The organism is Pseudomonas sp. IzPS59, from assembly GCF_014863505.1.
Classification (GTDB): domain Bacteria; phylum Pseudomonadota; class Gammaproteobacteria; order Pseudomonadales; family Pseudomonadaceae; genus Aquipseudomonas; species Aquipseudomonas kribbensis.
Map to the genome: position 1 here is coordinate 1,473,127 of NZ_CP062251.1, position 23,007 is coordinate 1,496,133.

Consider the following 23,007-nt stretch of genomic DNA (forward strand, 5'->3'; position numbering starts at 1 on the left):
TCCACTCTTACTGTTGTATTTTTTTAGAGTCCTGACGCCGTAGCAGCAGAACCGGGCTGGATATCTTCGCGATACCTTCCGGAAATGCCCCCGGCAACTGTACCGGTACAGTGTAGAGCGCCGGTTGTTGGCCTGGGAAGCTGGCGCCCAGGGGCAAATTCTGGAGATGTCGCTTTAATGAAAGAAAAAGACAGAATTGCGGCGGGGCTTTCAGAGGGCTTATGCCCCAATCATCAGCATTCCTTGGCTTTCCTGCGCTTTTCGTTCGGTACAGCCTTTTGCTACCGGGTTTTTCTGCCGGACCACCGACGTTATCATTCGCGCCGATTTCTTTTCCGGACAGTCCCATGAATCAAGAACCTAGCACCCTCTATGCCAAGCTGCTTGGTGAAACCGCATCTATTACCTGGAAGGAGCTGGAGCGCTTCTACGCCCAGGGTGCCCTATTGTGGGTCGACGCTGACCTGGATTTGATCGCCGTGGCCGAGGCCGTGGCATCGGATCAGGGCGAGAAAGTCGCTGCCTGGCTGGCCGAAGACAAGGTCGCCAAGCTGTCTGAAACGCGGGCGCTGGATATTTTCGAACGTGATCCCGAGATGTGGGCGGTGGTGGTCCGGCCGTGGATTCTGGTCCAGGAAAGGGCGTCGGCCTGAGGGGTTGCACCTCGTTGGTGCGCATGATGGCCGAGGAAAAGTGTGTAGCCGAGTAGCGTGATGGCACGTTGCCGTAGAGAAATGCCACAAGCGCGGGTGGCATAACGGTGACGTAAACGTAACGGGCACAGTTTAGTAAGCAGCCTAACGGCTGCTTAATTGTTTCGGGATGTTGGAAAGGCTGAAATTTTCATCGAATTTGAAGGCCTCTTCGCGAGCAAGCCCGCTCCCACATTCAACCGCGTTGTGTCAGTAGACATACGGTCAAATGTGGGAGCGGGCTTGCTCGCGAATGGAGGCTACTCGGTCTTCGATCAGACCGAGTAAGTCTTGCCGGTATGGTTATTCAGCGAAATAACCTTGGTCTTTCCGATCCGGTGGCGATAAATCTCGCGCAGGTACTTGATCGACTTCTTCACGCAATCGCGCGACAGACGAATGTCGTTGATCGAGACAAACTTCTCTTTGTCGTTGATCAGTTCGCGGTACTTCTTCTCGTACATCGGTTTGATCGCGTACCAGTTGGTATCGAGGATCTTCGCCGGGTTCTCGAACTCGTTGAGCAGGTCGTCGATGCGTTCCTCGTCGAATTCTTCATTGATGATGAAGTCGAGGATCGAGTTGTCGAGGGTCTCGTCGAAACGGTACGGATTCTTCGCGAAGCAACGCTTGATGAACGCCACGATCAGGGTCAGGAAATCGTCCGACAGGCACGGGCTCTTGGCGATCAGGGTGGTCAGCGACAGGTTGGCCGAAGCGCCGATCACCAGCGCGTAACGCTTGAGCGTGGTGTTGGGGAACAGGCTGTTGAGGTGGGTCTTCAACCGGTTCAGGTCCATGTACGACAGCTTGTAGTCTTTCGGCAGCGAAACGATCGAGACCACCGACGAGCAATTCTTGAAGAAGTGCAGGTCATGCAGCGCGGCGGCGTCGTAGCCGGAATTCTTGTACTGCTCCAGCGAGGCGCGATAACGCTTGGATTCGATCGGCAGCAGGCTGATGCCTTCGATGGCCTGGGTGACCTTGTTGAAGTGCGGCAGGTCGATCGAGCGGAAGAACAGGTCGTCGATGTTCAGGCGCTGTGGCTCTTTGTCGAACACCTTGAACTTGTCGCTGCTCGGCGGCGGCGTTTCCGGCACCACGGATTCGGCGTAGGCAATGGCGACCGGGCCGGCCAGACTCATGAACAGGTCGTTGGCGTCCAGGCGAATGGTCTCGCCGATGTCGATGCCGGCGCGACGGAAATAGTTCTGGTCGTAGTCGGTGGTGACGGCCTGGGCCGTCAGGATGTTGAAGATCTGCTGCGAGATGTACTGGTTGGCGTGCTTTTCCATCGCATTGACATCAATGTTCTGGATGTTGCCGTCATCGCTTTCTTCGGCGTAACGCATGATGTCGTTGGAGATCAGCATCATCGCGTTCCATGGACGGATACGGCCCATGACGCTGGCTTCGCTGCTGTCTTCGTTGGCGAAGTTGTACGAGAAATCCCATTCTTCCGACAGGTATTTGCACAGCAGGCGACCGGCGTTGATGTGCAGCGCCTCGGACATTTCGCTGCGGTGGTCGGAAATGTTCGGCAGCACGCAGATGCCGCTGGTGAAGATCGGCTCGAACACGAACGAATGACCGCTCTTGCCGTCATGTTCGTCCATCGGCTTGGTGTCGAACGTCTTGTTCATGTACGAGTGCTGCTGGGCCAGGCCGAATTCCGAGGCCATGCCCGAACCGGTACCGCCGCCGGCACTGAAGATCGAGAAGTACAGGCGCGACTGGTTGGCCTTGATGCCGCAGCTGTCGATCAGGTACGAGTGGATCATTTTCCAGTCGGGGCTGGAGAAGCGCTGGGTATCCTTGTTCAGGATGATCTTCGCCAGGTACTGGCCGAGAATCGGCGCGTTACCGGCGCCACCGGCGTGGACTTCGGACAAGTCCATGATCTTCATTTTGCTGTAGTCGCGCAGGAAGCCGCTCTTTTCGCCCTTGCGCGAGAAACGGATGCGTCCGGCAATGTCCTTGTCCAGGTCGCCGAGCATCACCAGCGGCTCGACCAGGAACACCGGTTTGGTCGACTTGTTCGGGCCGATCCGCAGGTTCTGCTTGATCCACTGGGCCGGGCTGTAGCCTTTGTCGGAGGCCAGGCGACGGTCAGCCACGCGGTCTTCGTTGTTGAATTCGTTGAGGTAGAACTTGCGCGCGTTGTACACCAGCTCCGCCACGTCGAGGGCGATGTTGGAGCCGCAACGACCGAGGCCGATCAGGCACACCGACGGGAATTCCTGGTCGTTGTGCTGCTCGTTGTCGCCTTCCAGGTGCGGTGGGCGCGGGAATACCAGGTCACGCAGGCCGTCGAGGTTGTCGAGGATGCGGTCGGTGTTGGTTTCGGTGAAGTACAGGTATTGCTGGGTGCCCAGAGGGCGCGAAGGAGGCAATGGCTTCATCGGGGCAGGGCTGTTCGCCGCAGGGCTCAGGGTCAGATCGGATACCGCAGTGGCCGGATTGTTTTTAGAAGTCATTGTGCGCCATTTACCTGGACTGGTTGGCTCGGCGACCACTGTCGTCGAGCCTCACGGAATGGGAATCTCGCGTCTTTTTGCTGCGCGTATTTGGCCCGTGCGTCAGGTGCTTTGCCTGTGTGTCGCACGGGGGAATCCTTTCCTGATTGATGATGGATCGGCCATTATTCGGCGATCTTTAATCAAAAGGAGGCTAAATGATGTCAACGCTACCTTCGTTGGGGTTTGCCGGAATCGGACTGATGGGGCTCCCGATGTGCCGGCGTCTGCTGGCGGCGGGTTATCCGCTGACGGTGTGGAACCGCAACCCGGACAAGTGCGCGCCGCTGGTCGAGGCGGGTGCCCGGCAAGTCGCGACCCCGGCCGAACTGTGCGGGCAGGCCGACGTGGTGATGCTCTGCCTGGCCGATACGGCGGTGGTACGCGAAGTAGTGTTTGGCCCGGCCGGTGTTGCTGAAGGCGCAAGAAACGGTCAGCTGCTGGTGGACTTTTCCAGCCTTGAACCGACGGCGACTCGCGAGATGGCAGCAGAACTGGCGCAAAAGACCGGCATGGCCTGGCTCGACTCACCGGTGTCCGGCGGTGTCGTTGGCGCGGAGGCCGGCAGCCTGGCGATCATGGTCGGTGGTGAGGCCGCAGATCTTGATCGGGTTCGCCCGGTGTTGCTCGCCCTCGGTCAGCGCGTCACGCACATGGGCGGCATCGGTGCCGGCCAGGTGACCAAGGCCTGCAACCAGATGATCGTTGCCTGCAATGCGCTGGTGATCGCCGAAGTGGTCGCGCTGGCCGAGCAGTCCGGCGTCGACGCCAGCCTGATTGCCGAGGCGCTGGCCGGTGGTTTTGCCGATTCGAAGCCGCTGCAGATCCTCGCCCCGCAAATGGCCGAAAGCCGTTTTGAACCGGTGAAATGGCATGTGCGCACGCTGCTCAAGGATCTCGATACGGCGGTGAAGTTTTCCCGTGAAGTCGGCTCGGCCACGCCGATCAGCGGATTGGCCGCACAACTGATGCGCCTGCATGGGGCGCAGGGCTTTTTGGAGAGAGATCCGTCGACACTGGTGAAAATGTACCGCGAGCCAGCGTCAGCGGATTGACCGAGTGGGCGTGTTTGCGCTGATTGATCTCTTCGAGGACCGGGCGCAGTTCGTGCAGCGGCACCGGACGGCTGAGCAGGTAACCCTGAATGAAGTCGCAGCCGGAACGCTCGAGGAATTCATATTGCTCCAGGCTTTCCACGCCTTCGGTGACGACCTGCAAGTGCAGGGTGTGGGCCATGACGATGATCGCCTGCACAATTTCCATGTCGGCGGTGGCCTTGGGAATGTCGAGGATGAAGGAGCGGTCGACCTTCAAGGTGTTGAGCGGCAGTCGTTTGAGATAGGCCAGCGACGAGTAACCGGTGCCGAAGTCATCGATTGACAGCGACACGCCCAGGGCACGGATCTGCCGCAACAGCACCAGCGTATTGGCGATGTTGCCCATCAGGGCGTTTTCGGTGACTTCCAGTTCCAGCCGTTCAGGGGCAACCCCAGCGCTGCGCAAGGCGCGTTCGATTTCATTGGCCAGTTCTTCCCGGGCCAGATTCAGAGGTGAGCAGTTCCAGGCGATCTTCAGGTCGCTGCAGCCGTGGCGCGACAGTTCGCCAAGGTCTTCACAGGCCTTGCGCAGCACCCAATTGTCCAGTTCGGCGATCAGGCCATTGTTTTCGGCGATGGCAATAAAACGGTCCGGGGTCAGCAGGCCATGTACCGGATGCTGCCAGCGAATCAGCGCTTCGAGCTTGGTGACCTTGCCGGTCTTCAATTCGAAGATCGGCTGGTAATACAGCATCAGCCCGTTCTCTTCGCGCAGGGCATGGCGCAGTTCTTCCTCCAGTTGCAGTTCCAGGCTCGCGCGGTTTTTCAGGTTGGAATCGAAAAAGTGCACGCCGTTGCGCCCGGCGCCCTTGGATTGATACAGCGCCAGGTCCGCGTGCTTGAGCAGTTCATCGCAGGTGGTGCCGTCTTCAGGAAACAGACTGATACCGATGCTGGTGGTCATCACCATGCGCCGCCCGGCCAGTTCGATCGGCTCCTTCATCTTGAGCATGATGCGCTGGGCCAGGTTGCGAGCCTCCTCGCGGTCGCGCAGGCCGATGAGGATGCAGAATTCATCGCCGCCAAAACGCGCGACTACATCTTCATGGCCGCGCACCGAGCCTTTGATGTGCTGGGCGATGACCTTGAGCAACTCGTCGCCGGCGTCATGACCGAGGCTGTCATTGATGCGCTTGAAATGGTCGATGTCGAGAAACATCACCGCGAGCATGCCGCCCTCGGTGGATTTCTGGCTGAGCTTCTCGGCAAAGAGCTGGTTGAAGCCGCGACGGTTGATCAGGTTGGTCAGGGCGTCGTAATTGGCGGCCTGTTGCAGCGACATCCGCGCCTGGTCGAGCTGGCTCAGCAGCATGTTGACCCGGCGCAGGTCTTGCTCCTTGTTCTGCAGTTTCTTGTCGGCGAGTGCGGCGCTGATGGCGCTGCCGAGGATCAGCAGGGTGATGAAGGCGACGGTGAGCCCCAGCTGCAGGTGGCTGGTTTCGGCCCTCAGTGTGGGAATGCTTCCCTCCGGCAGGACCAGATGCAAAGCCGCCATGCCGGTGAAGTGCATGCTGATGATGCCGGCCCCAAGAATCAGGGTGGCCACGTATTTGAGCATCTGGTTATGCAGGCCGCTGCCTTCACGCAAATTCCCGGCCACCCACAGGGCGGCGAAACTGGCACCGATGGCAATCAGGATCGACAGTCCGAACAGGGTCGGCTCGTAGTAGGCCGTGGCCGCTGATTGCATGGCGGCCATGCCGACGTAGTGCATGCCGGCGATGCCCAGGCCGATGACGATGGCGGTCTTGAAGTATTGCAGCAGACTGGGCTGCGGTTCGCTGAGGGTGTGCATCGCCAGCCAGGACGCCAGCACGGCGATCACCAGGGAGAACAGGGTAATGGCCAGGTCGTACTGGATGTCGATCGGTGTCTGGAACGCCAGCATGCTGATGAAATGCATGGCCCAGATACCGCCGGCCAGGCAAGTGGCGCCGATCCAGCGCCAGAGCCTGCGCGATCCGGGGTCTTCGGCATGGCCGACGCGTTCCGCCATGTCGAGGGTCGCGAAGCTTGCGGCGCAGGCCACCAGATAGGCGACCAGCACCAGCAAGGGGTTGTGTGTGCAATTGAGAATGACCTGCCCGCTCTCCGGCAGCTCGGCAACAAACTGCAAACCAAGCCACTCCATAGCATGCCCCGTCTCTGAGTGCTTCCTTACTGCGTCATCAACGCAGGCGAATGAATGCAGTATAGAGGCCGATTTCGGGGCGCAAGCCGTGGTGGCACATTGGTTCTAATGATTTTGGCATGAGCGCCATAGCGATTGGCGCTAAGGCTCAGGCGACCTCGTTCCAGTGCGGTTGCAACGGCGGCAGGCCGAAGCGGGCACGGGCCTTGTCGCAGTCAATGTTCTGCTCGCCGTTTTCCCACGATGCCTCGAACTCGCGGCAGGGGCTGGAGCGCTTGTCGTAGATCGTGCAATTCACGGCTTTTCCGACTTCGCCTTCCAGCGCGGTGCAGCGCGGCGCCTTGCGGTCGGTACCGATCATGGCGACCCGGCTGGGCGTGATCTGGGTGACCAGTTTATCAGGCACGGTTCCACCGGAGGATGCGCATTCACCCCAGAAAAATGACACACGAAAATGGGAACAGCAGGCACCGCAATTCAGACACGGACTGACATCGGACATGGGAGGGGCATCAAAGGGATTGATCGGCTGGATCCGGACGGATCCGGCGGCCATTCTAGGCTTTGCCACGGCGTTGGGAAGGGGGGCGCGAAAGTATTTTTTCATTGCCGGATTTTTCCGTAAACCCCCCCTGTTTTCGGGGGATTCGAGCCTTTTCAAGGGCTTACGTTTCGTTACAGTGCCATGGCTCCCTATCAGGCTGGCGAATGATCACAGACAGCCCCGACGGCCGTGACTAGATTGCAGGTTCCGGGCTCGGATGCGTCGGCAGTGAAGCCCTATAACAATAAAAGAGACGGACCCATGCAGAACTCGACCCAAGCGGCGAATGCCTGGCGCATTCTGTTCCTGTTGTTCCTCGCCAACCTGTTCAATTTCTTCGATCGCACCATTCCGGCAATCATCATCGAGCCGATCCGCATGGAGTGGCACCTCAGCGACTTTCAGCTGGGGATCGTCGGCACCGCGTTCACCATCGTCTACGCCATTGCCGGTCTGCCATTGGGGCGCATGGCTGACACCGGCTCGCGCAGCAAACTGATGGGCTGGGGCCTGGCGACCTGGAGCGCGTTGACCGCAGTTAACGGACTGGTCGGCAGTTTCTGGAGTTTCCTGCTGGTGCGCATGGGCATCGGCATCGGTGAGGCCAGTTACGCGCCCGCCGCCAACTCGCTGATCGGTGACCTGTTCCCGGCCCACCGTCGGGCGCGGGCCATGGGCATCTTCATGCTGGGCCTGCCGTTGGGGCTGTTGCTGGCATTCTTCACCATCGGTGCGATGGTCAAGGCGTTCGATAGCTGGCGTGCGCCGTTCTTCATCGCTGCGGTGCCGGGGCTGCTGCTGGCGGTGTTCATGTTCTTCATCAAGGAACCCAAGCGCGGCGCGGCGGAAACCGTGCAGGTGTCGCAAGAAAAAGTCGACAAGCCGATCCGCCGGGTGCTGGCGGTGCCGACGTTCCTGTGGCTGGTGCTGGCGGGGTTGTGCTTCAACTTTGCGACCTACGCCTGCAACTCGTTTCTGGTGCCGATGCTGCAGCGCTATTTCCTGATGCCATTGCAGGAGGCGGCGGTGGCCACCGGGATGATCGTCGGGGTGACCGGCTTGATCGGCCTGACCCTGGGCGGCTGGATCGCCGACAAGATTCACCAGCGCGTGGCCAGCGGCCGGCTGTTGTTTGCGGCGTTCAGCCTGATCATCTCGACGGTGTGCACCGCCTGGGCGCTGCATGCCGGACGGATCGAGATCGGTGTGTTTGTCGCGCTGTTCAGTGTCGGCTGGCTGTTTGCCTATAACTTCTACACCTGCGTCTACACGGCGATCCAGGACGTGGTCGAACCGCGTCTGCGGGCTACGGCGATGGCGCTGTTCTTTGCCGGGCTGTATCTGCTCGGCGGCGGTCTGGGGCCGGTAGTGGTGGGTGGTTTGTCGGATCATTTCGCCAAGTCGGCCATGATTTCGGCGGGGGCCGAGCAGATGACCGAGGCGTTCAAGGCTGTCGGCCTGCATGACGCGATGTACCTGATCCCGGTGGCGCTGTTCTTTACGATGGTGTTTCTGTTTCTGGCATCGCGGTGTTTTGTGCGGGATGCGAAGCGGATGAAGGAGGGGTTGTCGGCAGTGGTGGAGCCGGATGGCGCAGCGGTGACTGCGTAACCTCAGACAAACAAAAAGGCCCGCATCGCTGCGGGCCTTTTCGTTTTTGGCGATGGAGCAGGGCGGTTTAGCCTGCGACCAGCACCCGAATCGCTTCCAGTCGCAGCGCAGCCTTGTCGAGCATGGCCAGGCCTTGCTCGCGCTGTTTGCGCAGGGCCACCAATTCGCTGTCGCGCACGGTCGGGTTGACCGCCTGCAACGCGGTCAAGCGTGCCAGTTCTTCATCGGTATCGGCTGCCAGACGACGGCGGGCCTCGGCCACGCGCTCGGCGTGACGCGGGGTGACCTTGTCTTCACCGGCGTTGATCCGTGGCGTCAACTGATCGCGCTGAGCCTGGATGAACTTGTTGGCGCTGGCGCGCGGCACGCTTTCCAGCTGATCGTTCAGGGTTTCGAACGCCACACGGGCCGACAGGTCGTTGCCGTTGGCATCGAGCAGGCAGCGCAGGGCGGCCGGCGGCAGGTAACGGCCCAGTTGCAGCGAGCGCGGCGCAACCACTTCGCTGACGTACAGCAGTTCCAGCAGTACGGTGCCCGGCTTGAGCGCCTTGTTCTTGATCAGCGCGACGGCGGTGTTGCCCATCGAACCGGACAGCACCAGGTCCATGCCGCCCTGCACCATCGGGTGTTCCCAGGTGATGAACTGCATGTCTTCGCGCGACAGCGCCTGGTTGCGGTCGTAGGTGATGGTCACGCCTTCGTCGTCGCCCAGCGGGAAACTGGCGTCGAGCATCTTCTCGCTCGGCTTGAGGATCAGGGCGTTTTCCGAATGGTCTTCGCTGTCGATGCCGAATGCGTCGAACAGGGTTTCCATGTAGATCGGCAGGGCGAACTGATCGTCTTGCTCGAGGATGTCCTCGACCAGCGCGTCACCTTCGCCGGCACCGCCGGAGTTCAGCTCAAGCAGACGGTCGCGACCGGTGTGCAGCTCGGCTTCCAGACGCTCGCGCTCGGTCCGCGCTTCGTCGATCAGCGTCTGCCACTCGCCGTCGTCAGCCTCTTCCAGCAGCGGCAGCAGGCGCGGGCCGAACTGGTGCTGCAAGGCGTTGCCGGTCGGGCAAGTATTGAGGAACGCGTTCAGCGCCTCGTGATACCACTGGAACAGGCGCTCTTGCGGGCTGGTTTCCAGGTACGGCACGTGCAGTTCGATGATGTGTTTCTGGCCGATCCGGTCCAGACGACCGATCCGCTGCTCCAGCAGGTCCGGGTGCGACGGCAGATCGAACAGCACCAGGTGGTGAGCGAACTGGAAGTTGCGGCCTTCACTGCCGATTTCCGAGCAGATCAGCACCTGTGCGCCGAACTCTTCGTCGGCGAAGTAGGCGGCGGCGCGGTCACGCTCGAGGATGTTCATGCCTTCATGGAACACCGTGGCCGGGATGCCGGAACGTACGCGCAGGGCGTCTTCCAGGTCCATCGCGGTCTCGGCGTGGGCGCAGATCACCAGCACTTTGGTGCGCTTGAGCATTTTCAGCTGATCGATCAGCCACTCGACGCGCGGGTCGAATTTCCACCAGCGTTCTTCTTCGCTGGCGTCCGGCTGGGCCTGGAAGCTGACTTCCGGATACAGTTCGGCGTGATCGCCCAGTGGCAGTTCGAGGTATTCGTCCGGGCACGGCAGCGGGTACGGATGCAGTTTGCGCTCCGGGAAACCCTGCACGGCGGCGCGGGTGTTGCGGAACAGCACGCGGCCGGTGCCGTGGCGGTCGAGCAGTTCGCGAACGAGGCGGGCGCTGGCTTCGGTGTCGCCATCGTTGACGGCGGTCAGCAGGGCTTCGCCTTCGTTGCCGAGGAAACCGTGAATGGTCTTGTGCGCTTCGGCCGAGAGACGGCCCTTGTCCAGCAGTTCCTGAACGGCTTCGGCTACCGGGCGATAGTTCTCGCTTTCGGCGCGGAAGGCGGCCAGGTCATGGAAGCGGTTCGGGTCGAGCAGGCGCAGACGGGCGAAGTGACTGTCCTGGCCGAGTTGTTCCGGGGTGGCGGTGAGCAGCAGCACGCCCGGGATCGTCTCGGCAAGCTGCTCGACCAAGGAGTATTCCGGGCTGACCTTGTCTTCGTGCCACACCAGGTGGTGCGCTTCGTCGACCACCATCAGGTCCCAGCCGGCGGCGAACAGCGCGTCCTGGGCCTTTTCGTCTTCAACCAGCCACTCCAGGGCCACCAGGGCCAGCTGGGTGTCTTCGAACGGGTTGGAGGCATCGCTTTCGATGAAGCGTTCTTCGTCGAACAGCGCAACCTGCAGGTTGAAACGGCGGCGCATTTCCACCAGCCATTGGTGCTGGAGGTTTTCCGGCACCAGGATCAGCACGCGATTGGCGCGACCGGAGAGCAACTGGCGATGGATCACCAGACCGGCTTCGATGGTCTTGCCCAGACCCACTTCGTCCGCCAGCAATACCCGTGGCGCGATGCGGTCGGCGACTTCACGGGCAATGTGCAACTGGTGCGCGATCGGCTGCGCACGCACGCCGCCCAGGCCCCACAGGGAGGACTGCAACTGGCGGCTGGTGTGTTCCAGGGTGTGGTAGCGCAGGGAGAACCACGACAGCGGGTCGATCTGCCCGGCGAACAGACGGTCGCTGGCCAGACGGAACTGGATGAAGTTCGACAGCTGGGTTTCCGGCAGGGTGACGGCTTCGTTCTCGGCGTTCAGACCGTGGTAGACGAGCAGGCCATCGGCATCCTCGACTTCGCGCACGGTCATCTTCCAGCCTTCGAAGTGAGTGATGGAGTCGCCCGGCGAGAATCGCACGCGGGTCAAAGGCGCATTCCTTAGCGCGTACTGGCGGGTTTCGCCAGTGGCCGGGTAAAGCACGGTCAACAAGCGGCCGTCCTGTGCCAGAACGGTGCCTAAACCAAGCTCTGCTTCGCTGTCACTGATCCAGCGTTGCCCCGGTTGATACTGCTGCGCCATGCTGCCTGACTCCCACCTTGAAAAAGCGGGCTATCTTAACGGAATGAGGCCCTGAGGCCAAAGGATTAGGCGTCGTTGCGGCCATTAAATGCCGACGGCCGACTGAGGGAAGATTAGGTCATGCGTCGGTTCCAGGAGCGCTGGCGGCACGATTGAGTGCCAACCCGGTCACAAGTTTTCGACCGATGGCTCAAGGCCCCGATGCCGCAGCCGATAGCCTGCTGACAGGAGACCCTTCATATGCTGCCACCGATGCTCCCCTTGAGCGCCGTGCCGATCACATCCCAGCAGGATCCGATCCGACAGCGGCCGGACATTCCCCCGGTGGTGCCGGTGCAGGAAAGCTCCAACGAAAGCACCATCGACCTGCAAAAGCGCGATCCGGAAGAGGATGGTTATCTGCTGCGCGAGGAGCAGCGGCGCCAGCAGGAGCGTGAGCGTCGCAAGCGCGAAGCCGACGAAGATCCGGAAGAACACCTCGCCGTGCCGGGCACCGAACTCAATGCCGACAACACCGTGCCGGTGGTACCGCTGATGGAAGACCAGCCGCGTCAGGGCCTGTGGGTCGACATCGAGATCTGAGGCTGCCCGACCACCGCGTCTTGAATACACGATTTGTTGTACGTCGATGGCTGGTCAGCGCCGGCGTGAGGCCGCATTATTGGCGCAGTCCTGTCGGCGATCCGGCAGTTGTGATTCAGTCCAAGCGATGCATCGAACGCCATGAGCCAAGACGACAAACTGATCGACCTCAGCACCGAACGCGCCAAGCGGGTTCACGACCTCAACGAAAAACGCCTGAATGAAGTGCGCAAGGCCTTCGAACAGGCCATGCCGTTGGGAAAACCGAAGAAAAAGTCGAAAAACAAACCGAAAAAGCGTTGATCTCCCCCTGTATCCGTTGATGCAGGTCAGTTATTTCCCTTCCTTTCCTCCGCACCTTGACCGGTATTGATCCCGGTCAATTCCTGCGCCTGCCTGATTGGTTAACTTAGCTCCATCGCAGCAAAGCAGGGGCCAGGAGGCCAGTCATGTTTTTCGATAACGTGGTGTTTGCCGGGGTTCTGACGGTGGGGCTCATGGTTCTGTTTTTTGCAGGGTTTGGATTTTTTATCTGGAAGGATGCGAATAAGCGCAAGAAGCCTTAGTTCTTCCGGGTTTGATGAGCACGCAAGGCATTTTGGGCAACTTCGGTTGCCCTTTTTTTTTTGTGTCTTGGCGGCCTTTGGGCCGACCATGCTTTGGGTTGTTTTGGGTGAATATCCGTTTCTTTGGGTGTTGCGGCTGGCGGTTTCGCCCTTACGGCGAGTCACTTTTTCAAACGCCAAAAAGTAACCAAAAGGCTTGGCCCCGGCGTTCGGCACCTCGCTGAGGCTCGGCGTTCCTTCGTTCCGGGATTCATCCGGGGGCATCGCCTCCGGTTTGCTTCGCTGCACCTCCTCTCGATGTGTTCGACTTCGTCGAACGGCGCTACGCGCCCACCCCCGGATAAATCCCTCCACTCAGCCTTCCGATGGGGCCGGCACGTCAAAAGCTTTACTCGAGCTAACGCTCATCGTGTTGAGTGGTGGAAGCCAAAGCCAAAGCCAAAGCCAAAGCAGGTGCGGGATGTGGGCTTTTGAGGACCGGAGTTCACCTCGGTATCTCACGTCGGCGTATTTCTCCAAAACACCTCGGTCAGTCCCCTCTCCCTACGGGCGGTCCGACGTTTCGGGAGGGCTAGGGTGAGGGCGCTTTTGATGTTAACCATTCCACGCTCTGTATTCCCTTTCTAAAACCAACAAAAAAGGCGTGATCCTCTCGAATCACGCCTTTTTCATTACCACGATCTATCAGCTACCCAGCGCCTTCGACGCCAGCCAGAACAAGCCGGCCGACAGGGCCACGGTGGCCGGCAGGGTCAGGACCCAGGCCAGCAGGATGGTTTTCACCGTGCCGCCTTGCAGGCCGCTTTTGTTGGCGACCATGGTGCCGGCCACGCCCGAGGACAGGACGTGGGTGGTGGACACCGGCAGGCTGAAGATGTTGGCCAGGCCGATCATGCTCGCAGCGGTGATCTGTGCCGACATGCCCTGGGCATAGGTCATGCCTTGCTTGCCGATTTTTTCGCCGATGGTCAGCACTACGCGTTTCCAGCCGATCATGGTGCCGAGGCCCAGGGCCAGGGCGACCGCCAGAATCACCCAGAACGGGGCGTATTCGGTGGTGGTGGTCAGGTCTTTGCGCAGCTTGTCCAGGTCGGCCTTTTCACGAGCCTCAAGGCCCGGGAGTTTGGCGACTTTCTTCGCGGTGTCGTCCAGGCAGAGCAGGTAGCGGCGCACTTCGATGCGGCTTTCCGCCGGCAGCGAGTGGTAGTCCGATACACCTTTGAGGGTGTGGAGCAGGGCGGAAATGGTCGGTTCGGTCTGCTGCGGGTTGCAGCGGAATTTCTCCGGCAGGTCGCCTTCTACGCTTTTGCCCAGGGCCAGGAATTCGCCAAGGGTGGCGGCGTTGCGCTGGTAGAACTGGCTCAGGTGCAGGGTCGCGTCGCGGGTGCGTTCGATCTGGTAGGTGGTGCTGTTCAGGTCGAGCACGAACTGCGCAGGCACGATACCGATCAGGACCAGCATGATCAGGCCGATGCCTTTCTGACCATCGTTGGAGCCGTGCACGAAGCTCATGGCCATGGCGGACATCACCAGCACTAGGCGATTCCAGAACGGTGGATGCTTCTTGTCGTCGATCTTGCGGCGTTGTTCCGGGGTCTTGTGCATCTTCGACAGCGGGCGCCACCACTTCAGGCCGATCAGCACCAGTGCGGCTACCAGGAAGCCAGCCATCGGCGAGAACACCAGCGAAGCACCGATATCGATCGCTTTCTGCCAGTTCACGCCATCACCCAGCGGAATGTCGTTGATCAGGGCATTGGCCAGGCCGACACCGAGGATCGAACCGATCAGGGTGTGGGAACTGGAAGCCGGGATACCGAAGTACCAGGTGCCCAGGTTCCAGGCGATGGCGGCGGCGAGCAGCGAGAACACCATTGCCAGACCATGGCCGGTGTTCACGTTGATCAACAGTTCTACTGGCAGCAGGTGGACGATGGCGTACGCCACGCCGACGCCGCCCAGCAATACGCCGAGGAAGTTGAACACGCCCGAGAAGAACACCGCCAGGTGAGGCGGCATCGCTTTGGTGTAGATAACAGTGGCTACCGCGTTAGCGGTGTCATGAAATCCATTGATGAACTCGAAGGCGAGGACAAATGTCAGGGCGAGCAGGAGGCTCACAAGCACCCAGGCATCCAGTCCGCTGAATAAATCGATCATGAAGGTTTTCTGACCCGGTCATAAGGGGGCGCGATTATGCCAGAAAAGACTGGAAATCGATCCCCTACCTGCTCATCGGTAACCTTCTTCGCCAAATTAATTTGTATCAAGGTGCATTACCCAAGCTTTTTACAGGGTTTTGCAAGGCATTGATTCGATTGATAAAAATGCGAATAGCCGGCGGATCGACCGGGGGGCGGGAGGGGGCAGAAGCTTGTATGAAATATCTGAGAAACGTGTCTGACATGCTCCAGACCTGTGCAATACAGGGGAGTTGGCCGCTGCCCGCGGGTAGCGGGCGCGCAAGGCATCGTCAGTCCACCGTGCTTGTAACCCGGTGAGTACGCTTACCCTCGAAAGTCTCAAAGGAAGGCATCAAGGCTCTTCGGCTTTGAGTTCCTCTTCCATTTTTTTCAGTTCTTGCTGGAAGACCTGATCCTGAACGGTCGGGCGTTTACGCCAGGCTTTGCGTTCCGGTTCCGGTTGAGCGGCGTAGGTGGTGACTTCCCCGCCGTAAACTTCCTTGTAACGTTGTTCCTGGCGCTCAAGTTCCGCGCGCAGTTCGTCTTTCGTCACAGTGCTACCTGTATGAGTTGAGATAAATGTCTGGTGAAACGCACTGCAACGAATCAATTGAACCGGTTCGCCAACAAGACGCGGCCTGAACAGGCAGCGGTGTTGTCGGCAGGGCGGTCAAGACTTCCATGTTGCAGGCGGCTACGGCACCAGATTAAAACTGACGCAGCATCAGTTTCCTGTTTCAGCGAGCGCGCTGGCGGTGCATGGGTAATGAACATCAGGCGCTGGCCGGGGCTGAAGGCAATGGACATTGCCTCAGCGAATGACGTCGACGGCCAATAAAAGTGCGACGCCATTGAGGTGCATTATAGCGGCCGATTCGGGATTGACTATCTTTGCCAAGTTAAAAACGGTTCCGGATGTGTGATTGTTTTGTGACTCGCAACTTTTACCGGTAGTTGCGTCGTTGTTGCCGGGTGTTGTGTTTCTGGCGTCATTTAGTCGATCAACTAAGGGGGCGGGCGCATGAGTGATATCGCGTTGGAAACTTTACAGAGTCGCTTCATCCGGGTCGGAGGGCGCGTTTGCGATTATCGGTCGACGGTTCGATAATCGCCCGGTGTTGGCGATCTGGCGCTTGTGCATCTGTCTGCGAGCCGCTTGTATAGCCGTTGATCCGAACAAGAAAAAAGGACCTGACATGAACGATCAAATGCGCAATTCCTTCACCTCGGTAGCGCCGCCGATCGTCGCCTCGCCGGCCAAACGCATCCAGGCCCTGACCGGCGATCCGGACTTCATGACTTCCCTGGCCCGCGGCCTGGCCGTGGTCCAGGCGTTTCAGGAGCGCAAGCGCCACCTGACCATCGCCCAGATCAGTCACCGTACGGAAATCCCCCGCGCTGCCGTACGCCGCTGCCTGCATACCTTGATCAAACTCGGTTACGCCACCACCGACGGCCGTACTTATTCGTTGCTGCCCAAAGTGCTGACCCTTGGTCACGCCTATCTGTCTTCGACGCCGCTGGCAGTCTCCGCCCAGCCGTACCTCGACCGCATGAGTGAGCAGCTCCACGAGGCCTGCAACATGGCCACGCTGGAAGGCGACGACATTCTTTACATCGCTCGCTCGGCCACCACCCAGCGCCTGATTTCGGTGGACCTGTCGGTGGGCGGGCGGCTGCCGGCGTATTGCACGTCCATGGGGAGGATTCTGCTGGCGGCGCTGGACGACACGTCGCTGCGTGAATACCTCGACCATGCCGAACTGGTGGCCAAGACCAGTCGCACGCTGCACACCCCCGAGTCCTTGCTCGAATGTCTGCAGGAAGTGCGGCAGCAGGGCTGGTGCATCGTCGATCAGGAACTGGAGCAAGGCCTGCGTTCGATTGCCGTGCCGGTGTATGACGCCTCCGGCCAGGTGGTGGCCGCGCTCAACGTCAGCACCCACGCCGGTCGCGTCAGCCGTACCGAACTGGAACAGCGCTTTCTGCCGGGTCTGCTGAGCGCAAGTCGCGACCTCAGCGCGCAGTTGTTCGCCTGATGAAGCTGTTCGATAAACGCACAGAGTTGCGTTTATCGAATTGACGCTAAAACCCCCGGATCATTAATGTCGCGGCAGCGTCATCCGGCGCTGTTGTGAATGAGCCCGCCGGATCGTCGACTCCCATAATAATGACAAGAGGCAACTTCCCATGCGCACGTTCCCCGACTGTCGCCGCTCCCGTTCCTGTTGCCGGTTTTAGCGCAACGCCCGATTTCCTCCTTATATGCTTGTGTCCGTGCCAGTCTTTGGCCGGTCGCCGTTCGACTGCGTTTTTTGCGTGGAATAAAAATAATGAACCAGCCTCAGTCCGCTGTAGGTCACTGCCTCGACGTGCAGTCCTTTATCAATGCCCAACCGATCTCGCGCTATCAGTGGCGGGTGGTGATTCTGTGTTTCCTGATTGTGTTCCTCGATGGTCTCGACACGGCGGCCATGGGTTTCATCGCGCCGGCCCTGTCCCAGGACTGGGGCATCGATCGTGCGAGCCTCGGCCCGGTAATGAGCGCCGCGCTGATCGGCATGGTCTTCGGCGCCCTGGGCTCCGGGCCGTTGGCTGACCGCTTCGGGCGAAAAGTCGTACTGGTCGGCGCGGTCTTTCTGTTCGGCGCTTTCAGCCTGGCGTCGGCCTACGCCACCAACGTCGAGCAATTGCTGGTGCTGCGTTTTCTCACCGGTCTGGGGCTGGGCGCCGGCATGCCGAACGCCACCACGCTGCTGTCGGAATACACCCCGGAGCGCAAGAAGTCGTTACTGGTGACCAGCATGTTCTGTGGCTTCAACCTTGGCATGGCGGGTGGAGGATTCATCTCGGCCAAGCTGATTCCGGCGTTCGGCTGGCACAGCCTGTTGCTGATCGGCGGGATTCTGCCGCTGATCCTCGCCGTGGTGTTGCTGCTCTGGCTGCCGGAATCGGCGCGTTATCTGGTGGTGCGTAACCGAGGCACCGACAAAGTGCGCAAGACCCTCGCGCCGATCGACCCGGCCACCGTCGCCCAGGCCGCAAGTTTCAGCGTACCGGAACAGAAAACCGTAAAAGCGCGCAACGTGTTCGCGGTGATTTTCTCCGGCACCTACAGCGTCGGCACGTTGCTGCTGTGGCTAACCTACTTCATGGGCCTGGTGATCGTGTATCTGCTGACCAGCTGGCTGCCGACCCTGATGCGCGACAGCGGCGCGAGCATGGAGCAGGCGGCCTTCATCGGCGCATTGTTCCAGTTCGGCGGGGTGTTGAGCGCGGTCGGCGTAGGCTGGGCGATGGACCGGTTCAATCCGCACAAGGTCATCGGCATTTTCTACCTGCTGGCCGGGGTGTTTGCCTACGCGGTCGGGCAGAGCCTGGGCAACATCACGTTGCTGGCGACGCTGGTGCTGGTGGCGGGCATGTGCGTCAACGGTGCGCAATCGGCGATGCCGTCGCTGGCGGCGCGGTTTTATCCGACGCAGGGCCGGGCGACCGGGGTGTCGTGGATGCTCGGGATCGGCCGTTTCGGTGCGATTCTCGGCGCATGGATGGGCGCGACCCTGCTGGGCCTGGGCTGGAATTTCGAACAGGTGCTGACAGCTTTGGTGATCCCCGCCGGGCTGGCCACGGCTGCGGTGGTGATCAAGGGTCTGGTCAGTCACGCGGACGCGACCTGATACCGGGGTGATCATTAGGTTGATAACAATCTGTTCGATAAACGAACACTCAGTCGATTATCGGATTGTTTGGCGAAAATCAGCGGCTTAATCTTCAGTGACTCCGGCGCACAACCTCGCGCCTTTTTATCACTGGCGATCCACTACAAAAACGGGAGCCCGCTCCATGGCTGAGATCCTTTCGCTGCACGACGCGGTGAAGCAATTCGTCAATGACGGCGACACCGTCGCGCTCGAAGGCTTCACTCACCTGATCCCTACGGCGGCGGGTCATGAAATCATTCGTCAGGGCAAGAAAGATCTGACCCTGGTGCGGATGACGCCTGACCTGATCTACGACCAACTGATCGGCGCCGGCTGTGCACGCAAGCTGATCTTCTCCTGGGGCGGCAACCCGGGTGTGGGGTCGCTGCACCGACTGCGCGATGCGGTCGAGAAACAATGGCCACACGCGCTGGAAATCGAAGAACACAGCCACGCCGACCTGGCCAACGCTTACGTCGCCGGCGCCTCCGGCCTGCCTTTCGCGGTGCTGCGGGCCTACGCCGGTTCCGACCTGCCGAAGGTCAACCCGCTGATCAAGTCCGTGACTTGCCCGTTCACCGGTGAAGTGCTGGCGGCGGTGCCGTCGGTGCGCCCGGACGTGACCGTGATCCACGCCCAGAAGGCAGACCGTCAGGGCAACGTGCTGCTGTGGGGCATCCTCGGTGTGCAGAAAGAAGCCGCGCTGGCCGCCAAGCGTTGCATCGTCACCGTCGAAGAGATCGCCGACAACCTCAACGCGCCGATGAACGCCTGCGTGCTGCCGACCTGGGCCCTGAGCGCAGTCTGCCATGTACCCGGTGGCGCGCATCCATCCTACGCCCACGGTTACACCGAGCGTGACAATCGTTTCTATCAGGCGTGGGACCCGATCGCCCGCGACCGTGAGACGTTTACCGCGTGGATCAACGAATACATCCATGGCTGCGCTGACTTCAGCGAGTTCCAGGCCAAGTTGGCCGCTGCTTCGGAGGCCAAGTAATGACTTACACCACCAATGAAATGATGACCGTCGCTGCGGCCCGTCGCCTGAAGAACGGCTCGGTGTGCTTCGTCGGCATCGGCCTGCCGTCGAAAGCCGCCAACCTCGCGCGCCTGACCTCGTCGCCGGACGTGGTGCTGATCTACGAGTCGGGCCCGATCGGCGCCAAGCCAAGTGTGTTGCCACTGTCGATCGGTGACGGCGAACTGGCGGAAACCGCCGATACCGTCGTTCCGACCGGTGAGATTTTTCGCTACTGGCTGCAGGGCGGACGCATCGACGTCGGTTTTCTCGGTGCGGCGCAGGTCGACCGTTTCGGCAACATCAACACCACGGTGGTCGGCGATTACCATCAGCCGAAAGTCCGTCTGCCGGGTGCCGGTGGTGCGCCGGAGATCGCCGGTTCCGCGAAAAGCGTGCTGATCATCCTCAAGCAGTCGGCGCGTTCGTTTGTCGACAAGCTCGATTTCATCACCTCGGTCGGCCATGGCGAGGGCGGCGATTCGCGCAAACGCCTGGGCCTGCCAGGTGCAGGTCCCGTCGGCATCATCACTGACCTGTGCATCATGGAACCGGAAGAGGGCACTCACGAATTCGTGGTCACCGCACTGCACCCGGGCGTGACCCGTGAGCAGGTGGTCGCCGCCACCGGCTGGGCCATCCGTTTTGCCGACAGTGTAGCCACCACCGCCGAACCGACCGAGGTCGAGCTGACCGCTTTGCGCGATCTCGAAGCCCGCACCGCAGCGGCCCACGGCCAGGCACCGGGAGAAGCATGATGCGCGACGTTTATATCTGCGATGCGATTCGTACCCCCATCGGTCGTTTCGGTGGCGGTCTGGCGGCTGTTCGCGCCGACGACCTGGCCGCCGTGCCGATCAAGGCCCTGATGGATCGCAATCCGTCGGTGGACTGGAGCGCCCTCGACGAAGTATTCCTCGGCTGCGCCAACCAGGCCGGCGAAGACAACCGCAACGTGGCACGCATGGCGTTGTTGCTGGCCGGTCTACCGGAGAGCGTTCCCGGCGTCACCCTCAATCGCCTTTGCGCGTCGGGCATGGACGCCATCGGCACGGCGTTCCGCGCCATCGCCAGCGGCGAAATGGAGCTGGCGATTGCCGGCGGTGTCGAGTCGATGTCCCGCGCGCCGTTCGTAATGGGCAAGGCTGACGCGGCGTTCTCGCGCAACATGAAGCTGGAAGACACCACCATCGGCTGGCGTTTCATCAACCCGTTGATGAAGGCGCAGTACGGCGTCGACGCAATGCCGCAGACCGCCGACAACGTCGCCGACGACTATGAAGTGTCGCGCGAGGATCAGGACGCTTTCGCCCTGCGCAGTCAGCAGCGGACGGCCGCCGCCCAGGCTGCCGGCTACTTCGCCGAGGAAATCGTCGAAGTGCGGATCTCCCACAAGAAGGGTGAAACCGTGGTCAGCCAGGACGAACATCCTCGCGCCGATACGACTATTGAGGCCCTGACCAAACTGAAACCGGTCAATGGCCCGGACAAGACTGTTACCGCCGGCAACGCGTCGGGTGTGAATGACGGTGCCGCCGCGCTGATTCTGGCCTCGGCCGAAGCTGTAAAAAAACACGGTTTGACCGCTCGGGCCAAAGTGCTGGGCATGGCCAGTGCCGGGGTGGCGCCACGGGTGATGGGTATCGGCCCGGTGCCGGCGGTGCGCAAACTCACCGAACGCCTCGGCGTGGCGGTCAGCGATTTCGATGTGATCGAACTCAACGAAGCGTTTGCCAGCCAGGGTCTGGCGGTATTGCGTGAGCTGGGGCTGGCGGATGACGCGGCGCAGGTCAACCCGAACGGCGGGGCGATTGCCCTCGGCCATCCGTTGGGCATGAGCGGCGCACGTCTGGTGCTGACTGCCCTGCATCAGTTGGAAAAGACCGGTGGCAAGAAAGGTCTGGCGACCATGTGCGTCGGTGTCGGCCAGGGTCTGGCCCTGGCCATCGAACGCGTCTGACGCAAGCCGTGACGAACAAGAACAGAGGAAAGCGAAATGACTGACAAGCCTGGTTACCGCCGCCCACAGGAAGGCACCCAGCCGCCGTACCTGCACCCGAATTATCAATCCACCAATCTGCGCTCACCGTCCAAGCCGTTGGTGTTTCTGCCGCATTCGCTGTCGGAAATCACCGGCCCGACCATCGGTGCCGAGCGAGTGGCCGACACCGACAACGATCTGACCGCCCAGCATCAGGGCGAACCGCTCGGCGAGCGAATCATCATTCACGGCCGTGTGCTCGATGAAGACGGTCTGCCGGTGCCGGGGATTCTGGTGGAAATCTGGCAGGCCAACGCCGCCGGTCGCTACAACCACGCCCGCGACCTGCACGACGCACCACTGGACCCGAATTTCACCGGCACCGGCCGCACCGTGACCGACGCCGACGGCTGGTATCAGTTCCAGACCATCAAGCCCGGCGCCTATCCGTGGGGCAATCACCATAACGCCTGGCGCCCGGCCCACGTGCATTTCTCGCTGTTCGGGCCGAGCATCCTGACGCGTCTGGTCACGCAAATGTATTTCCCCGGCGACCCGCTGCTGCCCTACGACCCGATCTACAACTGCGTGCCGGACACTTCGGCCAAGGAACGCCTGATCGCCGCTTTCGATCTGGAAAAAACCATTCCGTCCTACGCCCTCGCTTATCGCTGGGACATCGTGCTGCGCGGCCGCGAAGCCACGCCGATGGAGAAATGAGATGACCCTGACTGCGACCACGTCCCACACCGTCGGGCCGTATTACCACATCGGCCTGACCTGGCTGAACCGCGAACACCTCGCCAACGAGTTGACCCTCGGCCAGCGCGTGGCGATCACCGGGCAAGTGGTGGACGGCAACGGCGATGTCGTCAACGACGCCATGCTCGAAGTCTGGCAGGCGAACGCCGCCGGCAAATACGATCACCCGGAAGACGAGCAGGCCAAACCGCTGGACCCGAATTTCGAAGGTTTCGGCCGGGTGCCGGTGGACGCCGAAGGGCGCTTCCGATTCACCACCATCAAACCGGGCACGGTCGAAGGCCTGAAAGGCTCGACCCAGGCGCCGCATCTGGTGGTGCTGGTGTTTGCGCGCGGTCTGGTGAAGCACTTGCTGACGCGGATTTATTTCGAGGGCGATCCGGCGAACGTGAATGATCCGCTGCTCGAATGCGTACCGGCCGAGCGCCGCAGCACGTTGCTGGCGAAGCCGGATGCAGAGGGTGTCTATCAGTGGAATGTGATTCTGCAGGGCACTGATGCGGAAACCGTGTTCTTCGATTACTAGAACACCACTTAACCCTGTGGGAGCGATCTTGCTCGCGATGGCGGTAGATCAGTGACCTATGTGCTGAATGTCACACCGCATCGCGGGCAAGCCCGCTCCCACAGGGATTTGCAGCGCTTGAGTATCTGTGGAACGGGACTGTTGCGAAGTGTGTCTAGACTCTCACTGTCCCTATCG

Annotated in this window: 20 protein-coding genes; 13 read left to right on the forward strand and 7 right to left on the reverse strand. The window is 60.8% G+C overall.

What is annotated here, in order from left to right:
* Positions 1 to 7: 7 nt before the first annotated feature.
* Positions 8 to 349: a hypothetical protein gene (locus tag IF189_RS06560; RefSeq protein WP_192553002.1), complete on the reverse strand. Its 342-nt coding sequence runs from the start codon at positions 347 to 349 to the stop codon at positions 8 to 10.
* On the opposite strand from IF189_RS06560, the gene IF189_RS06565 reads away from it, so the two are divergent.
* Positions 348 to 653, forward strand: a complete 306-nt coding sequence (locus IF189_RS06565; protein WP_085712960.1) for a DUF2288 domain-containing protein — start codon at positions 348 to 350, stop codon at positions 651 to 653. The two genes, IF189_RS06560 and IF189_RS06565, sit on opposite strands and share 2 nt — an antisense overlap.
* Positions 654 to 967: 314 nt before the next feature.
* Here IF189_RS06565 and IF189_RS06570 read toward each other — a convergent pair whose 3' ends face one another.
* Positions 968 to 3,169 carry a hypothetical protein gene (locus IF189_RS06570; protein ID WP_085712961.1) on the reverse strand — a complete coding sequence of 734 codons (2,202 nt, stop codon included), beginning with the start codon at positions 3,167 to 3,169 and terminating at the stop codon, positions 968 to 970.
* A gap of 197 nt (positions 3,170 to 3,366) precedes the next feature.
* Between IF189_RS06570 and IF189_RS06575 the strand changes: the two genes are divergently transcribed.
* A complete protein-coding gene (locus IF189_RS06575; protein ID WP_192553003.1) occupies positions 3,367 to 4,263 on the forward strand; it encodes an NAD(P)-dependent oxidoreductase in 897 nt (298 codons plus the stop codon).
* On the opposite strand, the gene IF189_RS06580 is transcribed toward IF189_RS06575, so the two are convergent.
* Both IF189_RS06580 and IF189_RS06585 read right to left on the reverse strand, forming a co-directional pair.
* Positions 4,154 to 6,436, reverse strand: a complete 2,283-nt coding sequence (locus tag IF189_RS06580) for a putative bifunctional diguanylate cyclase/phosphodiesterase (RefSeq protein WP_134825725.1) — start codon at positions 6,434 to 6,436, stop codon at positions 4,154 to 4,156. The genes IF189_RS06575 and IF189_RS06580 overlap by 110 nt on opposite strands.
* Positions 6,437 to 6,584: 148 nt before the next feature.
* Entirely contained in the window at positions 6,585 to 6,938 is a 354-nt protein-coding gene (locus IF189_RS06585) for a YkgJ family cysteine cluster protein (protein WP_134825844.1), read from the reverse strand.
* Between the two features lie 303 nt (positions 6,939 to 7,241).
* Here IF189_RS06585 and IF189_RS06590 point away from each other — a divergent pair, with 303 nt between their 5' ends.
* Complete coding sequence (locus IF189_RS06590; RefSeq protein WP_119427253.1) at positions 7,242 to 8,591, forward strand: spinster family MFS transporter; 1,350 nt, start codon at positions 7,242 to 7,244, stop codon at positions 8,589 to 8,591.
* A 67-nt stretch (positions 8,592 to 8,658) separates the two neighbouring features.
* On the opposite strand, the gene rapA is transcribed toward IF189_RS06590, so the two are convergent.
* Positions 8,659 to 11,505 carry an RNA polymerase-associated protein RapA gene (gene rapA, locus IF189_RS06595; RefSeq protein WP_192553004.1) on the reverse strand — a complete coding sequence of 949 codons (2,847 nt, stop codon included), beginning with the start codon at positions 11,503 to 11,505 and terminating at the stop codon, positions 8,659 to 8,661.
* Positions 11,506 to 11,745: 240 nt separating this feature from the next.
* Between rapA and IF189_RS06600 the strand changes: the two genes are divergently transcribed.
* The 3 genes from IF189_RS06600 (at position 11,746) to ccoM (ending at position 12,653) form a co-directional block, all read left to right on the forward strand.
* Positions 11,746 to 12,087: an aspartate-semialdehyde dehydrogenase gene (locus IF189_RS06600; RefSeq protein WP_085712966.1), complete on the forward strand. Its 342-nt coding sequence runs from the start codon at positions 11,746 to 11,748 to the stop codon at positions 12,085 to 12,087.
* A 141-nt stretch (positions 12,088 to 12,228) separates the two neighbouring features.
* Positions 12,229 to 12,390: a hypothetical protein gene (locus tag IF189_RS06605; protein WP_167443762.1), complete on the forward strand. Its 162-nt coding sequence runs from the start codon at positions 12,229 to 12,231 to the stop codon at positions 12,388 to 12,390.
* A 146-nt stretch (positions 12,391 to 12,536) separates the two neighbouring features.
* Entirely contained in the window at positions 12,537 to 12,653 is a 117-nt protein-coding gene (gene ccoM, locus IF189_RS29020; RefSeq protein WP_007959205.1) for a cytochrome c oxidase subunit CcoM, read from the forward strand.
* Between the two features lie 684 nt (positions 12,654 to 13,337).
* Here the strand turns inward: ccoM and IF189_RS06615 are convergent.
* On the reverse strand, positions 13,338 to 14,813 hold the full coding sequence (locus tag IF189_RS06615) for an inorganic phosphate transporter (protein ID WP_085712967.1): 1,476 nt from the start codon (positions 14,811 to 14,813) through the stop codon (positions 13,338 to 13,340).
* 375 nt (positions 14,814 to 15,188) lie between these two features.
* Entirely contained in the window at positions 15,189 to 15,389 is a 201-nt protein-coding gene (locus IF189_RS06620; protein WP_007957826.1) for a hypothetical protein, read from the reverse strand.
* 643 nt (positions 15,390 to 16,032) lie between these two features.
* Here IF189_RS06620 and pcaR point away from each other — a divergent pair.
* The 7 genes from pcaR (at position 16,033) to pcaG (ending at position 22,830) form a co-directional block, all read left to right on the forward strand.
* Positions 16,033 to 16,875 carry a pca regulon transcriptional regulator PcaR gene (gene pcaR, locus IF189_RS06625; RefSeq protein WP_007963153.1) on the forward strand — a complete coding sequence of 281 codons (843 nt, stop codon included), beginning with the start codon at positions 16,033 to 16,035 and terminating at the stop codon, positions 16,873 to 16,875.
* Between the two features lie 294 nt (positions 16,876 to 17,169).
* A complete protein-coding gene (locus IF189_RS06630) occupies positions 17,170 to 18,516 on the forward strand; it encodes an MFS transporter (RefSeq protein WP_085712968.1) in 1,347 nt (448 codons plus the stop codon).
* Positions 18,517 to 18,682: 166 nt separating this feature from the next.
* Complete coding sequence (locus IF189_RS06635; protein ID WP_192553005.1) at positions 18,683 to 19,540, forward strand: CoA transferase subunit A; 858 nt, start codon at positions 18,683 to 18,685, stop codon at positions 19,538 to 19,540.
* A complete protein-coding gene (locus IF189_RS06640) occupies positions 19,540 to 20,319 on the forward strand; it encodes a CoA-transferase subunit beta (RefSeq protein ID WP_007957829.1) in 780 nt (259 codons plus the stop codon). The genes IF189_RS06635 and IF189_RS06640 overlap by 1 nt, the downstream gene beginning before the upstream one ends.
* Entirely contained in the window at positions 20,316 to 21,521 is a 1,206-nt protein-coding gene (gene pcaF / locus IF189_RS06645; protein WP_192553006.1) for a 3-oxoadipyl-CoA thiolase, read from the forward strand. The genes IF189_RS06640 and pcaF overlap by 4 nt, the downstream gene beginning before the upstream one ends.
* Before the next feature lie 36 nt (positions 21,522 to 21,557).
* The gene (gene pcaH / locus IF189_RS06650; protein ID WP_007957831.1) at positions 21,558 to 22,262 is read left to right on the forward strand and encodes a protocatechuate 3,4-dioxygenase subunit beta; all 705 of its coding nucleotides are present in this window, start codon (positions 21,558 to 21,560) and stop codon (positions 22,260 to 22,262) included.
* A 1-nt stretch (position 22,263) separates the two neighbouring features.
* Entirely contained in the window at positions 22,264 to 22,830 is a 567-nt protein-coding gene (gene pcaG, locus IF189_RS06655; protein ID WP_134825732.1) for a protocatechuate 3,4-dioxygenase subunit alpha, read from the forward strand.
* Positions 22,831 to 23,007: the final 177 nt, after the last annotated feature.